Raw genomic sequence first — 14,077 nt, forward strand, 5'->3', positions numbered from 1 at the left:
GACGAGATAAACGTCAGGACATCTCGGCCAAGCGTGCGACGTAGCGAGCCAGCGTATCGATTTCCAGATTGATCCGATCCCCCACGGCAACGTCCCCCCAAGTGGTCACCTCTTTGGTGTGGGGGATGAAGTTGATGCCGAACTTACATCCTTCGACGTCGTTTACCGTCAACGAAGTGCCATTCAGGGCAACCGACCCCTTCGGCGCTATGAACCGGGCCAGATGCTGTGGTGCGCTGAGGGTTACGCGGGTGCTGTCGCCTTCATCGGTCACGTCCACAACTTCGGCCACACCATCAACATGCCCCGACACGATATGGCCGCCGAGTTCATCACCAACCTTGAGCGCCCTTTCAAGATTGACTCGTTTGCCGACATTCCAGCTGCCCAGATTGGTTTTCGAAACCGTCTCGGCGCTGATCTCCACGTCATACCAATCGTCGCCAAGCGCGATGACAGTCAGGCACACACCATCGCTGGCGATGGATGCCCCCAGATCAATGCCCGCAGTGTCATAGCTGGTTTTGATACGCGCGCGTAAATCTCCACGCTGCTCCAGTTCAGTGACGGTGCCGATGTCGGTGACGATCCCAGTAAACATTCCGTAACCCTCTGAAGTCTAGCATTGAAGCCGACGTAATGCCCCAAGACGGATCGGGCAAGCCCTGGCTTGCCCGCAGGCGCGTTAAGAGGCATAATTTTTGCCAGAACAAAAGACATGAGGACGCGCAGTGACGACAAGCAAGCCCCCCAAAGGCCATGCAAAGCGCGTCTTTCTCTTTTTGCAGGGGCCACATGGCCCGTTCTTTTCCGCGCTGGCCCGTGTTCTGCGCGCCTCAGGCGCGGATATCTGGCGGATTGGGTTTAATGCCGGGGATCAGGCGTTCTGGTTTCACCGCCACGGTTTCATTCCCTATCGCGGAACACCCGATGAATGGCCCGAAACGTTTGAGCAAAAGATCGACGAGCTTGGTGTGACCGACATCGTTCTTTACGGCGATACACGCCCTGTGCACTCTCAGGCCGTGAAGGTCGCCAAGGCGCGAGGCGTGACTGTCCACGTTTTTGAAGAAGGGTATCTTCGCCCGTGGTGGGTTACTTACGAGCGCGGGGGATCTAACGGGAATTCGCTGGTCATGAACATGAGCGTATCCGGAATGCAGGATGCGCTGGAATATTCTGACACCGAGTCGCCACCGCCACCCTCGCATTGGGGAGATATGCGGCAGCACGTCTTTTATGGCGCGGCCTATCATTGGTTCGTCCTTTTCCTGAATCAACGGTATCGTAATTTCCGGCCCCATCGCGAACTGCCGGTTTCTCAGGAATTTCGATTATACTTCAAACGATTGCTTCGCATGCCCATCCACCGGCTTGAGCGGTTCTGGGCAACAGCGAGGGCGCGCAAGGGAGGGTTTCCCTATCACCTTGTGCTTCTGCAACTAGGGCATGACAGCTCGGTTCAGAATCATTCAGGCTATTCCTGCATGACCGAGTTTCTGGAAGAGGTCATCGAAGGGTTCGCCAAAGGCGCGCCGAAACACCACCGACTGGTGGTCAAGGAACACCCACTGGAAAACCATAGGGTTCCTTTGCAGCGGCGAGTTCGGCAACTGGCCCGCAGTTTCGGTGTTCAGGATCGGGTCCATTACATACCCGGTGGGAAACTGGCCAAACTGCTGGACGATGCGAGAACGGCCGTGACCATCAACTCGACCGCTGGTCAACAGGTTCTATGGCGGGGCATTCCACTGAAGGTTTTCGGGCGATCGGTTTATGCCAAGCCCGAATTTGTGTCTGAGCAACCGGTCGAGACCTTTTTTTCCACCCCCACGCCGCCGGACCGGACAGCATATCGAGCGTACAGGCAGTTCCTGTTGGAAACCAGTCAGATACCCGGTGGTTTTTATTCCCGCAGGGGTCGGCGGCAACTGTTGCGTCGGGTATCGGACATGATGTTGCGCCGGGACGACCCATATCACGTGCTACTGGCGGATTACGAGGCCGCAACGCCACAGTTGAGATTGGTTAAGTAAAACAACCCGTCTCTTGCTGGATGTTCAAACCGGAAACAGATAGATTGCGCGCAAATCTGACAGAAACAAAAAGACGACCGAGGTAATCCAGCAGTGCAGCGCCCTTCAATGCGATGGATAAGATTGTTCGCCGTTTTGGCAACATGTAGCCTTGCAGCAGCATGTCAGCTGCCCAAAGCTGGCCCCAGCAAGAATCAGATACTTGCAGGCTCGGTCGAGAAAGGCGGAAACGCCTTTGTTATCGAAGTCGACGACCGCGTCGCACGCGCAACCTCTGCCGTTCCGCAACTTGGCTTTTCATCTTCATTTCGCAGCTTGTCCAACCTGACAGCCGATACCATTCGCCCGGGCGATGTTCTGGGCCTGACGATCTGGGAAAACGTCGATGACGGGCTTTTGTCAGGGGATACAGGCCTTGCCACCAATCTGGACGAAGTACAGGTCGACAGCGAAGGCTTTATCTTTGTGCCATATGCAGGACGGTTGCGTGCCTCGGGCAATACACCGGAGGAACTGCGCAATCTGATCTCTGCGAAACTGCAGGACCAAACCCCCGATCCGCAAGTACAGGTTCGCCGCGTTGCGGGGGATGGCTCTACCGTCTCACTGACCGGCGCGGTTGGCGCGCCCGGGGTCTATCCAATCGAAAGGCCGACGCGCTCTCTTGCAACGATGCTGGCGCAGGCTGGCGGTGTATCCGTCGCGCCCGAAATTGCGTTGGTGACGGTTCTGCGGGGCGATCAAAAGGGCACGGTCTGGTATCAGGACCTGTTTCGCAAGCCCGGTCTTGATATCGCCCTTCGTGGTGGTGACCGAATTCTGGTCGAACAGGATACACGGTCCTATATCGCGTTGGGCGCAACAGGCGGGCAGTCGCGCGTAGCGTTCGAAAGCCAGGATCTGTCAGCTCTTGAAGCGTTGGCTCAGGTCGGCGGCCTGCAATCCCTGTCGTCCGATCCCACAGGCATCTTTGTGTTGCGCAAGGAACGTCAGGACATAGCACGTTCGGTCATGGGCCGCAGTGATCTGCAAGGGTCTCAAAGGATGATCTATGTGATGAACCTCACCGCTCCAAACGGGCTGTTCGTCGCGCGGGATTTTGTCATTCGTGACGACGACACGATTTACGTGACCGAAGCGCCCTATGCGCAATGGTCCAAGTCAATCTCACTCATCGCTGGTGGCCTGACGCCGATTGCAAACGTCGCAACACTTACTGGTAGCTGAGGAATGTTCCCGGACCGGGAACCAGAGACCGGGGGCGAACGCCTCCGGCTTTATGTTTTCAACGGTGGTTTTCTGACCCAGAAACGTCTTCGGCGAATCCTTGATCTTGCTGGATACGATATTCGGCTTGGACTGCCGCAGCAGGAAGATTTTGTTGGTGTCTGGGGCAACAGCCCGACGGCACACCGCGGATTGAAGATCGCCGCAAAACGGCAAACGCACGTGCTTCGGGTCGAAGACGCCTTTCTCAGATCGCTTCATCCCGGTCGCAGCGGCGATCCCCCACTTGGATTGCTTTTGGATAAATCCGGGCTTCATTTCGATGCATCCACCCAGTCCGATCTGGAAACCTTGCTGGCGACGCATCCTCTGGATGACACGGCATTGCTTGATCGGGCACGTTTTGCGATGGACAGGGTGCGCGAATTGCAGTTGAGCAAGTATTCTGCATTCGATCCCGATCTTTCCCCGCCTCAGCCGGGGTACGTGCTTGTGGTCGATCAGACCCGCGGGGATGCTGCCGTGACTGCAAGCGGAGGCGATGATGCCCGGTTCCGCGAAATGCTGGCGATAGCTCAGGAGGAAAACCCGGGCGCACGGGTGATCATCAAAACACATCCCGAAACCATGGCTGGTCACAGGGCCGGGCATTTTACCTCTCAGGACACTTCGGACCGGGTAGAGATTCTGAATCGCCCCGTCAGCCCATGGTCGCTGCTGGAAGGTGCCATTGCCGTTTACACCCTGTCGTCCCAACTTGGGTTCGAAGCAATTCTGGCCGGGCACAAGCCCCGCATCTTTGGGCAGCCGTTTTATTCTGGCTGGGGGCTGACCCAGGATGAAATTCCGGTGCCCCGCAGGCAACGCAATCTGACACGCGCGCAACTGTTTGCCGCCACAATGCTGCTTTATCCAACCTGGTATGACCCCTACCGCGACAGGCTGTGTCAATTGGAGACCGTTCTGGACACGCTGGAAGCCCAAACCCGGGCGTGGCGACAAGACCGACATGGATGGACGGCTTCCGGGATGCGCTTGTGGAAACGCAGGCATTTGCAGGATATGTTCGGTCGCTACAAGAAAATCCGCTTTTCAGAAAATCCCGACGCGGCGCAACCGCGTATGATCTGGGCTCGATATGCCAAGGACGAAGACGACGCAGTGCGGGTTGAAGATGGGTTTTTGCGCTCTCGCGGTCTGGGCGCGCGTCTGGTTCCGCCGCTTTCTCTGGTGACGGACGATCAGGGGATTTACTATGATCCGACCCGTCCCAGCGAAATAGAAACCTTAATCTCATCGCGCGAAACTTTGCGACGGGATCAGTTTCTGCGCAGTGAACGATTGGTTGGGCAAATTCTGAAATCCGGGCTCAGCAAATACAACGAAGGTGGCCAGCCCCCTGTTTTGCCCGAAGGGCACCGCATACTGGTGCCCGGACAGGTCGAGGATGATGCATCGATCCTCAAGGGCACAAGTACGGTGCGCACAAATCTTGACCTGTTGCGCGCGACCCGAGATGCGAACCCGTCTGCAATCATTATCTACAAACCGCACCCCGACGTCGAAGCTGGATTACGAGACGGGGGGATTGAGGCTGATGGGTTGGCCGATGTGATCGTGACCGACACCGATCCCGCAGTCCTGCTGTCGCAGGTTCATGAGGTCTGGACCATGACGTCCCTTATGGGTTTCGAGGCTTTGCTAAGAGGCATAAAAGTGACTACTTTGGGGGCCCCGTTCTATGCCGGGTGGGGTTTGACAACCGATTTGGGCTCAGTCCCTGCGCGCCGGGGGGCAAAGCCTTCTTTGATGGGGCTCGTTCACGCGGCATTGATCGACTACCCGCGCTATCTGGACCCTTTGACCGGCTTGCCCTGCCCTGTTGAGGTCGCTGTCGAGCGTTTGGCCCAGCAAGGCACAGCGCGCCACGGCATCTTGTTACGGCTTCTGTCCAAAGCACAAGGGGCGCTTGCGACCCACGCCCACCTCTGGCGCGGGCACCGGCCCTGAGCCGTTCACCCCAGGGCCCGCGCCCAGCGATGCATGACATCAGGCCCAATCGGTTCTACTTCGATCAGATCGAATCTGGGCGCGGCCTCCAGCCGCTCCAACCCAAGGGCACCGATTGCGGGCAATCCTTCGGCGCCGATTGCCAAACCGGCAGAAAAACCGACAAGTTCATCAACCAGATCCTCGGCCAATAGCGACGCCGCCAACGCCGACCCGCCTTCGCAGAACACGCGGGTCAACCCCGCCTGACCCAGTTGCTGCAAAAGATCGGCTGGATCGATGTGATGGCCCTGAAGGGCACATGGAATGAGTTGTGCACCCAGACCTTCCCACGCCCGCACACGCTCGATATCCGGTGACGGACCATGGCACAGCCATACCGGCACGTCATTTGCCGTTCGGGCGAGCTGCCCCATCAGCGGCAAATCCAGATGTCTGGAAACAACGACTCTGACTGGCTGATGGTCAATCCCAAGATCGCGCACGGTCAGGGATGGATCGTCGGCCCTTGCCGTGCCCGCGCCAACCATGACAGCGTCGTGGCAGGAACGCAGCGCATGCACGGCCCGGCGCGCCTCAGGCCCCGTGATCCACTTGCTTTGTCCGGTTGCGGTTGCAATCCGACCATCGAAGCTGCTTGCAAGCTTCAATGTCACAAAGGGGCGTCCCTGTTCGGTCTTAAGAAAGAAACCGGCGTGGTCCCGCGATGCCTGATCGCTCAGCACGCCTGTTGTTACTTCAATCCCCGCCTCGCGGAGCATGGCAAAGCCCTGCCCCGCAACACGCGGATCACTGTCTTCGACAGCGCAGACAACGCGACTGATGCCTGCTGCGATCAAGGCATCGGCGCATGGCGGCGTTTGACCGTGATGTGAACACGGCTCCAGCGAGACATAGGCTGTTGCCCCTCGCGCGGCCTCTCCTGCGCGCGCCAGCGCCTCAGTTTCTGCGTGGGGCCTGCCCCCGGGTTGGGTCCACCCCCGCCCGACAATTCTGCCATTGCTCACAACAACGCAACCGACCGCCGGATTGGGCCAGCACGATCCTTGTCCGCGTCGGCCCAATGAAAGTGCCAACGCCATATATCGCTTATCGATGTCGTTCACTCTTCAGTCGACGGTTGCGGCGGGCGCAATTCGTGAACAAACTCCTCGAAATCATCGGCCGCCTGAAAGTTCTTGTAGACGCTTGCAAAGCGAACATAGGCCACCGTGTCGATCCGCGCCAGCGCTTCCATCACGATCTCACCGATCCTGTTCGAAGGAATATCGGTTTCACCCATACTTTCCAGACGGCGCACAATGCCGGATATCATCTGATCAATGCGTTCGGGATCAACCGGGCGCTTCTGCATCGAGATACGGATGGACCGCTCCAACTTGTCGCGATCAAAATCTTCTCGCTTGCCGTTTGTCTTTATGACGACCAGATCACGCAATTGCACCCTTTCGTAGGTGGTGAAACGTCCGCCACAAGCCGGGCAAAACCGTCGCCTGCGGATCGCCACATGGTCTTCCGCTGGCCGTGAATCCTTGACCTGAGTATCGATATTTCCGCAAAACGGGCAGCGCATCCGCCGTCTCCTCGTCCCTTGTCCGCCTCTTTTTTGTGAGTGCTCTGGCTCACTTATCCACAACTATAGGACAGACGCTAGAGTTTGGGTAGACAGAATTTCACACCGCTAAATAAAGGGTTTTACCCGAAGTGCCCAGCAATCCGCCGCGTATGGGCGGCGCGACGGTGCTCGAACAGATAAATCCCCTGCCATGTGCCCAGTACAGGTACTCCACCCGTGACAGGGATCGACAAGGATACTGGCATCATCGCCGCCTTGATATGGGCCGGCATGTCGTCCGGCCCTTCATATGTGTGGCGCAGATAGGACATCGACGGATCATCCGATGGCGGAACCAACCTTTCAAAATAGGCGTGAAGGTCGGTTTGCACCTCCGGGTCTGCGTTCTCCTGAATTAGTAGGGAACAGGATGTGTGACGAACGAACAGCGTCAGCAATCCATCCCGGCCCTCGGGCCGAAGCCAGTCGCGCACAAGCGACGTAAACTCATAGAGGCCGGGGCCGCTTGTGTGCACGTGAAATTCAGTCAGCATTTTTGCCTACTCTGGCGACATAGTCCAACTTGCGCAACGTAGCCCTTAAGACCTGAACGGTCCGGGTTCACAAAACCCGTTGGCCTGCTGAATACTCATGCTGTCACCGGGCTGAAACCCTGTGCGAATGCCACCACCTTCCAGCGGTGTCACGCCCGCTGCTTGAGGATCAAGCGTGAACTGAACAGCCGTTTTACGCCCCGTCGCCTCACTGGGTCCGTATCCGCGAACGATGTAGATTTGCTGACGCCAACCCGCACCCAGACCGCGCCGCGCGAAATCCGCCGCGGCACACCAATAGTCATTGGTGCGGCTGCGCCCTCGCGGAACCACTTCGAAAACCGCGTTATTCACCTGATACGCGCGATAGCCGTTTTGCGTACTGAATGCCTGAGCCTGAGCCGGAGTACTCAGCGCCACGACCGCAGTCGCTGCAAGAATCCAAATTTTTCTCATAGGTCTATGACTTTCATAATGCGATGTTCTTATGAGCGTAGTTTGATCGATCCGTATCGCACAGGAAAAATCTAAAAAATATTTGTTACTTTGTGTCAGCAACGCTCATTGAACGCCGATCAGGCAAGATACACCTGCGCTGTCTTGCGGGAGGCTAGGCGAGACCAAAAAAAAACCGAACGCCCATTCACTGCCTGTTTTCGCGAAATTTCCAAGCCATACGCATTAATCCGGGACGTGCCGGGGAGCCCACTGTCGGTTCTATGTACCGGTTTTACGGGCTCAGGCCCTCTCCACTAACAAGAGCGCGACCCGGCAACACAGGCCAGATAGACAATTGAATCGCAAAGAGCTTGTGATCGATGGTCAAGGATTTTCGATCTCCTGCCAAAACAGCCAATCCATTGCTTTTGGGAAGCGTTGCAACAGAAGCAAATATTGCCCGTTCGGAAACCACTGAGCGGGCACTCAAGATTCGTCAAATCACCCAAACAAAAGGTCCCGAGTTTCAAAAAAAGCCGTACAGCGCTAAACTGGGAGCCTTAGACTTGATTTATTTCCGGGTATTTCAATGGATGTTGATATTGCAAGGCTTCACCTTTTGGTACGGTCGTTTGAAAAATTTTCCGATGATCCGAATGCCGTTGAAATGGCCTTGGAGAAATGTGGACTGAGCGAAGCCGACCTTCTCCCCTCGGTTCAGACTTATCCCGCCAATAAGGAGGCCTGTTTCGTACGGGCGGCTTGCGACGCTCTGGGTGACATCACATTTGCTGCCAAAACCGGGATCGGGTTTACGTCCTCCTCCAGCATTACCGCCTATATCGGAAAGTACTCCCGGGATTTGCGGCAAGCGCTGGAAAATACGTCGCGGTTTCACGACATTATTGATCCCGCGATTATGTTCAGCCTGCGAATTGCAGGTAACTTCGCGGCGTTCGAGGCCGAGTGGAAAGACCCAAGCTTTGCCCGCTACCACCGTCGAACAGAATTTCTGATCTTTGCAGCCGTCGCGCGAATGAGGTCGATTACGCAATCAACCTTTTTTCCAATCGAAATTCGCCTGCAGCACGAAGCTGGCCCAAGTGCAAAGGACATTCAGAAGATGGCAGGCTTTCCGGTTATCTTCGGCGCGGAAAAACTTGAGATCATTCTGTCCTTGTCCTCACTGGATCTGCCGATCCCCACCTACGATCCGCGCCTTCGCGAGCATCTGATCCAATACGGAGCGCGGCTGCTGGACGAATACGCCACCCCGCAGAACAAACTGCGGCCGAAGGTTGAGGGGCTGATCACCAGATCTCTGCCCGGCAACATCGTTCAGGCCGATGAAGTGGCAGGCAATCTGGGAATGAGCCCCCGCACCTTTGCCCGCAGGCTAAAGGACGAAGGAGCGAGCTACCGCGAGATATTGGATGATCTGCGGTGCGATCTGGCGCAGACGTTTATCAAGAACGGAATGAACCTGTCGGAAATTTCCTTTTCCCTCGGATATGCGGATCAGGCGGCCTTTTCGACAGCGTTCAAAAGATGGACTGGTCAGGCCCCCAGTGCATTCCGCAACAGGGTCGAGCATCCCATCGTCTCGTGACGTAGGGTGGCCAGGGGTCAACGGCACGGTACCTCGCCCTGGCCGGTCCCATGAGTGGACAAATCGGATGTAGGATTTGACCACGACGGTTTCTTTTGAATTTCTGCCAATTCGTTTCCGAAATCTGCCATTCGATCCGGCGTCAACCGCAACCGGAACGAAAAAAGGCGCCTTATCCAAGGCGCCTTTTTTACTTACTGATCCAGGAAAGACCGGAGTTTACGGCTGCGGCTGGGATGTTTCAGCTTGCGCAGCGCCTTGGCTTCGATCTGCCTGATCCTTTCGCGCGTCACGCTGAACTGCTGGCCCACCTCTTCCAGGGTGTGGTCGGTATTCATGCCGATACCAAAACGCATCCGCAGAACACGTTCCTCACGCGGCGTGAGCGATGCGAGAACGCGTGTGGTCGTTTCCTTGAGGTTTTCCTGAATGGCACTGTCCAACGGCAGAACGGCATTCTTGTCCTCGATGAAATCGCCCAGCTGGCTGTCTTCCTCGTCGCCTATTGGCGTTTCCAGAGAAATCGGTTCCTTGGCGATCTTCATCACCTTGCGAACCTTTTCCAGCGGCATCTGCAGCTTTTCGGCCAATTCTTCCGGCGTCGGCTCGCGACCGATTTCGTGCAGCATCTGACGACCGGTGCGGACCAGCTTGTTGATCGTTTCGATCATGTGGACCGGAATACGGATCGTACGGGCCTGATCAGCAATCGATCGCGTGATCGCCTGACGAATCCACCAGGTTGCATAGGTCGAGAATTTGTAGCCGCGGCGGTATTCGAACTTGTCCACCGCCTTCATCAGGCCGATGTTACCTTCCTGAATAAGATCAAGGAATTGCAGACCACGGTTCGTGTACTTTTTGGCAATCGAGATCACCAGACGCAAGTTCGCCTCGACCATTTCCTTCTTGGCCTGACGCGCCTCTTTCTCACCCTTCTGAACCTGCTGCACGATGCGGCGGAATTCAGGGATATCAAGACCGACATACTGGCCTACCTGCGCCATGTCATTACGCAGTTCCTCGACTTTGTCGGAGGAGCGTTCGATGAACATCTGCCAACCGCGACCCGGTTTTTCCGCCATTTCTGACAGCCAGTTCGGATCAAGTTCGCGCCCACGATAGGCATCGATGAACTCACGCCGGTTGATCCGGGCCTGATCCGCCAGTTTCACCATCGCGCTGTCCAGTGACATGATCCGCTTGTTGATACCGTAAAGCTGGTCGATCAGCGCCTCGATCCGGTTGTTGTGCAGGTGAAGACCGTTCACCAGTTCCACGATCTCGGCGCGCAGTTTCTGATACGTGGCTTCATCCTTTTCACTGAACGAGCCATCTTCGTTCAGCGTGGCCGAAATCCGGCTATCCTGCATCTCGGACAACATGGCGAAGTCGGTCGAGATACGCTCCAGCGTGGTCAGAACCTGATCCTTGAGCGCGGCTTCCATCGCGGCAAGCGACATGTTGGCCTGATCGTCTTCGTCGTCATCGTCATCGCTGGCGATGGGGTTGCCGTCAGCATCCAGTTCGGGACCGGTATCCTTGACCGGCTTGGCGGCTTGTACAGCCGAGGTATCCACGACGGGTTCCTCGACATCGCCGTCCTCATCCATCTGATTGCCAAAGGTGGCTTCCAGATCGATGACATCCCGCAATAGAATGTCCTCACTCAGCAATTCGTCATGCCAGATGGTGATCGCCTGGAAGGTCAGCGGGCTTTCGCACAAACCAAGGATCATGGTGTTCCGGCCTGCTTCGATCCGCTTGGCGATGGCGATCTCGCCTTCACGGCTCAGCAGTTCAACCGATCCCATCTCGCGCAGGTACATGCGCACGGGGTCATCGGTGCGATCCAGTTTTTCGGTCTGGGCACCGGCCAGCGTAACCTCACGGTTGCTGTCTGTCGCCACAAGTTCGGTCGAGCCCTTTTGCTCTTCCTCTTCGGCCTCTTCATCCTCGATGATATTGATGCCCATCTCGGACAGCATCGACATAACGTCTTCGATCTGTTCCGAACTGACCTGATCAGGCGGCAGCACCTGATTGAGTTGGTCATAGGTGATGTAGCCTCTCTCGCGGGCCTCGGCGATCATCTTTTTGACCTGGGCCTGGCTCATGTCCAGCGAGATTTCCTGTTCCTGCTCTTCGGATTTGCGATCCTCGGTCGTGTCCTTGGCGGCCATTCAGTGCTCCTGCAGGGATGGGTGATTCGTTTGATCCGAATCATTAGCGCGTAGAAGTGATTCGGCCACCCATTTACCCGTTTTTCTTTTCCAGTGCCTTACGAAAACACCAGTTTACCGGCGTTTCCGTTCGAAATTGATACCAGACATGATTGCCTCAAAGGCGTCTTTCTCGTCGCGGTTGATTCGCGCACCGTTGTCGGCGATGTCGAATATGGCCCTGTCTTCGTTCTGACTGCGACTCGTGCGGTTGCGTTCCTCGGCGGCCTGGGCCAGCCGGTACGTCAGCGCCTCATCCGCCAGATCGGTCAGTTCCTCCGCAGCTTCGGCAATCTCGGCATCCAACCCCCGGAGCGCTTTGATTTTCGCGAGTTCTTCGGCCAGCGTCATCTCGGCCTTTTCAACATCGCCCGGTTTGAACACACAGGGGATAACTGCGACATGGCGAAGGCCCAGCAGGTTTTCAAGGGCATCGGGACCCATTGCTGCAATTATGTGGTCTTGCAGGTTGTCCGGATCGTCTATCGCGTGCCTTAAAATGGCCTCTCGCAAGGCTGCGTGATCGGGATCATGACAATCAATCTCTTCTAGCTGATGCTCGAACTGAACGACAACCTGCGGATTGAGGATGGCGATCGCAAGAATTGCCGCTTCGCGCATCCGAATGTCCGCATTGTCGGAAGAGGCCAGAAAAGACGCCCGCGCTCCGGCTGATGCCGGTTGTTTCTGAGGCTGCCACTTGCCGCGCGGCTGCCACTCGCGGTTCTGCGACTGCCGTTGCGGGCGGAACAACTGCCAGCGCAGGTCCTTTATCTCTTGCCCGTAGTGCGATCGGATGGATTGATCACGGATCAGTTTGATCTTTTCCCGCAAAGCCTTGTCCAACGCCGCCTTACGCTCGGGGCTGTCAAAGACCTTGCCTTCGGTTTCCCGCTGCCACAGAAGCTTGACCATCGGAATGGCATTATCCAGAACCGCCTGCACAGCCCCTGCCCCTTCAGCACGCAACAGATCGTCGGGGTCTTGCCCCTCGGGCATCAGGGCAAAGCGCAGGGATTTTCCTGCCTCTAGCAAAGGCAGCGCCAGATCGACAGCCCGCATTGCCGCACGCAGGCCAGCCGTATCCCCATCCAGTGCGATGATCGGCTCATCAGAGATACGCCAAAGCAATTGCAACTGATGTTCGGTAATCGCGGTGCCCAGCGGTGCAACCGACGCCCCAAACCCAGCCTCAGACAGCGCAATCACATCCATATACCCTTCGGCAACGATCAGCGGCTGACCCTTGCCTGCAGCCTGACGTGCAGGGCCCTGATTGTACAGGCTGCGGCCCTTGTCGAACAACTCTGTCTCGGGCGAGTTCAGGTATTTAGCGTTATCGTTCGGGTCCATCGCCCGACCGCCAAAAGCGATGCAGCGCCCACGCGGGTCGCGGATCGGGTACATGATGCGGTTGCGGAACGTATCATAGGGCTTTTTGCCCTTGTTCGAAGGCTTGGCCAGCCCCGCCCCCAATATCAGATCCTCAGCGACGTTCTTACCGCGCAAATGATCCCACAGAGCCTGCCAGCCGTCAGGGGCGAAACCAATTTCCCACCGCTCCAGCGCTTGCGGGTCCAAACCGCGCCGGTCCAGATAATCGCGCGCCGCGCCCCCTGCCCCGGTCTTGAGCTGCAGGCGAAAGAACTGCACTGCCTGTTCCATCACCTCGGCCAGTTGGGTGCGGCGGCCCTGCTTTTCCTGTGCTCTGGGATCGCGCGCGGGCATCGGCATTCCGGCCTCGCGCGCCAAAATCTCGACCGCCTCGATGAACGAAACATTTTCGGTCTCTTGCACGAAATTGATCGCGTCACCTTTGGCGTGGCAACCAAAGCAGTAATAAAACCCCTTTTGGTCATCCACATGGAACGAGGCCGTCTTTTCATGGTGAAACGGGCACGGCGCCCACATGTCGCCTTTACCCTGATTGGATTTGCGTGCGTCCCACATAACCTTGCGCCCGACGACCTGAGACAAGCTCAGCCGGGTGCGCAATTCATCCAGAAATCCAGGGGGCAGTGACATGCATTAAACCTGACAGAAACGGAAACGCTCGCCAAGGGAGTGACGAGCGTTTGTCCACAGCGAATTGGCGGTCCTGTGGATTATTGCTGCAGGCACAGCTCCAACCAGGCCGCGCCCAGATCCTTTTTGCGCACATCGCGCATCTTTTGCTCGTAGACCCACGGCGTAATCAGTGGGATCGCTGCATTGTAGTTTTCGGGCCATGTAGGGCTAGTTGCGGCAACGGCCCCGGCCACATCGCGCTCTTTCACCTTATCGAGCCTGGCCTTCTGAACCGCGGCAACAACATCTGCCTGATACCGGCAGCTTTGTTCCTTGGTTTCAGCTGCAGCCAGAGGTGTAGCCAGAAAGGCAGCGGCGACGGCAATACGCAACATGGGGTTCTCCCGGAATCGTTTCTT

General features: G+C 56.9%; 13 protein-coding genes. 5 read left to right on the forward strand and 8 right to left on the reverse strand.

The genetic code is table 11. The features are described from left to right. Positions 1 to 13 precede the first annotated feature (13 nt). Positions 14 to 601: a riboflavin synthase gene (locus tag ACR0D6_RS01165; RefSeq protein WP_480764162.1), complete on the reverse strand. Its 588-nt coding sequence runs from the start codon at positions 599 to 601 to the stop codon at positions 14 to 16. A gap of 130 nt (positions 602 to 731) precedes the next feature. Here ACR0D6_RS01165 and ACR0D6_RS01170 point away from each other — a divergent pair, with 130 nt between their 5' ends. From ACR0D6_RS01170 to ACR0D6_RS01180, 3 genes are all read left to right on the forward strand, one after another. Beyond that, the gene (locus ACR0D6_RS01170) at positions 732 to 2,036 is read left to right on the forward strand and encodes a capsule biosynthesis protein (RefSeq protein ID WP_480764163.1); all 1,305 of its coding nucleotides are present in this window, start codon (positions 732 to 734) and stop codon (positions 2,034 to 2,036) included. 108 nt (positions 2,037 to 2,144) lie between these two features. After that, complete coding sequence (locus ACR0D6_RS01175; protein ID WP_480449102.1) at positions 2,145 to 3,263, forward strand: polysaccharide biosynthesis/export family protein; 1,119 nt, start codon at positions 2,145 to 2,147, stop codon at positions 3,261 to 3,263. Between the two features lie 3 nt (positions 3,264 to 3,266). Then, positions 3,267 to 5,273, forward strand: a complete 2,007-nt coding sequence (locus tag ACR0D6_RS01180) for a capsular polysaccharide biosynthesis protein (protein ID WP_480764164.1) — start codon at positions 3,267 to 3,269, stop codon at positions 5,271 to 5,273. A gap of 5 nt (positions 5,274 to 5,278) precedes the next feature. Here ACR0D6_RS01180 and ribD read toward each other — a convergent pair whose 3' ends face one another. The 4 genes from ribD to ACR0D6_RS01200 form a co-directional block, all read right to left on the reverse strand. Further along, a complete protein-coding gene (ribD, locus tag ACR0D6_RS01185) occupies positions 5,279 to 6,355 on the reverse strand; it encodes a bifunctional diaminohydroxyphosphoribosylaminopyrimidine deaminase/5-amino-6-(5-phosphoribosylamino)uracil reductase RibD (protein ID WP_480764718.1) in 1,077 nt (358 codons plus the stop codon). Positions 6,356 to 6,375: 20 nt separating this feature from the next. Then, positions 6,376 to 6,846, reverse strand: a complete 471-nt coding sequence (nrdR, locus tag ACR0D6_RS01190) for a transcriptional regulator NrdR (RefSeq protein ID WP_170650506.1) — start codon at positions 6,844 to 6,846, stop codon at positions 6,376 to 6,378. 122 nt (positions 6,847 to 6,968) lie between these two features. Next, a complete protein-coding gene (locus ACR0D6_RS01195) occupies positions 6,969 to 7,382 on the reverse strand; it encodes a secondary thiamine-phosphate synthase enzyme YjbQ (RefSeq protein WP_480449099.1) in 414 nt (137 codons plus the stop codon). Positions 7,383 to 7,427: 45 nt separating this feature from the next. After that, complete coding sequence (locus ACR0D6_RS01200) at positions 7,428 to 7,838, reverse strand: hypothetical protein (RefSeq protein WP_480449098.1); 411 nt, start codon at positions 7,836 to 7,838, stop codon at positions 7,428 to 7,430. A 362-nt stretch (positions 7,839 to 8,200) separates the two neighbouring features. Here ACR0D6_RS01200 and ACR0D6_RS01205 point away from each other — a divergent pair, with 362 nt between their 5' ends. Both ACR0D6_RS01205 and ACR0D6_RS01210 read left to right on the forward strand, forming a co-directional pair. Beyond that, complete coding sequence (locus ACR0D6_RS01205; protein WP_480764165.1) at positions 8,201 to 8,512, forward strand: hypothetical protein; 312 nt, start codon at positions 8,201 to 8,203, stop codon at positions 8,510 to 8,512. After that, positions 8,488 to 9,429, forward strand: coding sequence for a helix-turn-helix domain-containing protein (locus ACR0D6_RS01210; protein WP_480764166.1), 942 nt, complete (start codon positions 8,488 to 8,490; stop codon positions 9,427 to 9,429). The genes ACR0D6_RS01205 and ACR0D6_RS01210 overlap by 25 nt, the downstream gene beginning before the upstream one ends. A 194-nt stretch (positions 9,430 to 9,623) precedes the next feature. On the opposite strand, the gene rpoD is transcribed toward ACR0D6_RS01210, so the two are convergent. The 3 genes from rpoD to ACR0D6_RS01225 all read right to left on the reverse strand — a co-directional run bounded on the left by rpoD (position 9,624) and on the right by ACR0D6_RS01225 (position 14,053). Next, positions 9,624 to 11,612 carry an RNA polymerase sigma factor RpoD gene (gene rpoD, locus ACR0D6_RS01215; protein ID WP_480764167.1) on the reverse strand — a complete coding sequence of 663 codons (1,989 nt, stop codon included), beginning with the start codon at positions 11,610 to 11,612 and terminating at the stop codon, positions 9,624 to 9,626. A gap of 114 nt (positions 11,613 to 11,726) precedes the next feature. Further along, positions 11,727 to 13,676, reverse strand: a complete 1,950-nt coding sequence (gene dnaG / locus ACR0D6_RS01220; RefSeq protein ID WP_480764168.1) for a DNA primase — start codon at positions 13,674 to 13,676, stop codon at positions 11,727 to 11,729. Between the two features lie 80 nt (positions 13,677 to 13,756). Beyond that, positions 13,757 to 14,053 (reverse strand): hypothetical protein, encoded by a 297-nt coding sequence (locus tag ACR0D6_RS01225; protein ID WP_170650520.1) that lies wholly within the window; start codon positions 14,051 to 14,053, stop codon positions 13,757 to 13,759. Positions 14,054 to 14,077 lie beyond the last annotated feature (24 nt).

The organism is Ruegeria sp. BJ6, assembly GCF_056537885.1.

What these genes read in the sequence shown, in the direction of transcription:
- nrdR (WP_170650506.1), bottom strand. Translation starts at nt 6,846, where the DNA reads ATGCGCTGCCCGTTTTGCGGAAATATCGATACTCAGGTCAAGGATTCA.
- ACR0D6_RS01210 (WP_480764166.1), top strand. Translation starts at nt 8,488, where the DNA reads ATGGCCTTGGAGAAATGTGGACTGAGCGAAGCCGACCTTCTCCCCTCG.
- rpoD (WP_480764167.1), bottom strand. Translation starts at nt 11,612, where the DNA reads ATGGCCGCCAAGGACACGACCGAGGATCGCAAATCCGAAGAGCAGGAA.
- ACR0D6_RS01165 (WP_480764162.1), bottom strand. Translation starts at nt 601, where the DNA reads ATGTTTACTGGGATCGTCACCGACATCGGCACCGTCACTGAACTGGAG.
- dnaG (WP_480764168.1), bottom strand. Translation starts at nt 13,676, where the DNA reads ATGTCACTGCCCCCTGGATTTCTGGATGAATTGCGCACCCGGCTGAGC.
- ACR0D6_RS01205 (WP_480764165.1), top strand. Translation starts at nt 8,201, where the DNA reads ATGGTCAAGGATTTTCGATCTCCTGCCAAAACAGCCAATCCATTGCTT.
- ACR0D6_RS01225 (WP_170650520.1), bottom strand. Translation starts at nt 14,053, where the DNA reads ATGTTGCGTATTGCCGTCGCCGCTGCCTTTCTGGCTACACCTCTGGCT.
- ACR0D6_RS01180 (WP_480764164.1), top strand. Translation starts at nt 3,267, where the DNA reads ATGTTCCCGGACCGGGAACCAGAGACCGGGGGCGAACGCCTCCGGCTT.
- ACR0D6_RS01200 (WP_480449098.1), bottom strand. Translation starts at nt 7,838, where the DNA reads ATGAGAAAAATTTGGATTCTTGCAGCGACTGCGGTCGTGGCGCTGAGT.
- ACR0D6_RS01175 (WP_480449102.1), top strand. Translation starts at nt 2,145, where the DNA reads ATGCGATGGATAAGATTGTTCGCCGTTTTGGCAACATGTAGCCTTGCA.
- ribD (WP_480764718.1), bottom strand. Translation starts at nt 6,355, where the DNA reads ATGGCGTTGGCACTTTCATTGGGCCGACGCGGACAAGGATCGTGCTGG.
- ACR0D6_RS01195 (WP_480449099.1), bottom strand. Translation starts at nt 7,382, where the DNA reads ATGCTGACTGAATTTCACGTGCACACAAGCGGCCCCGGCCTCTATGAG.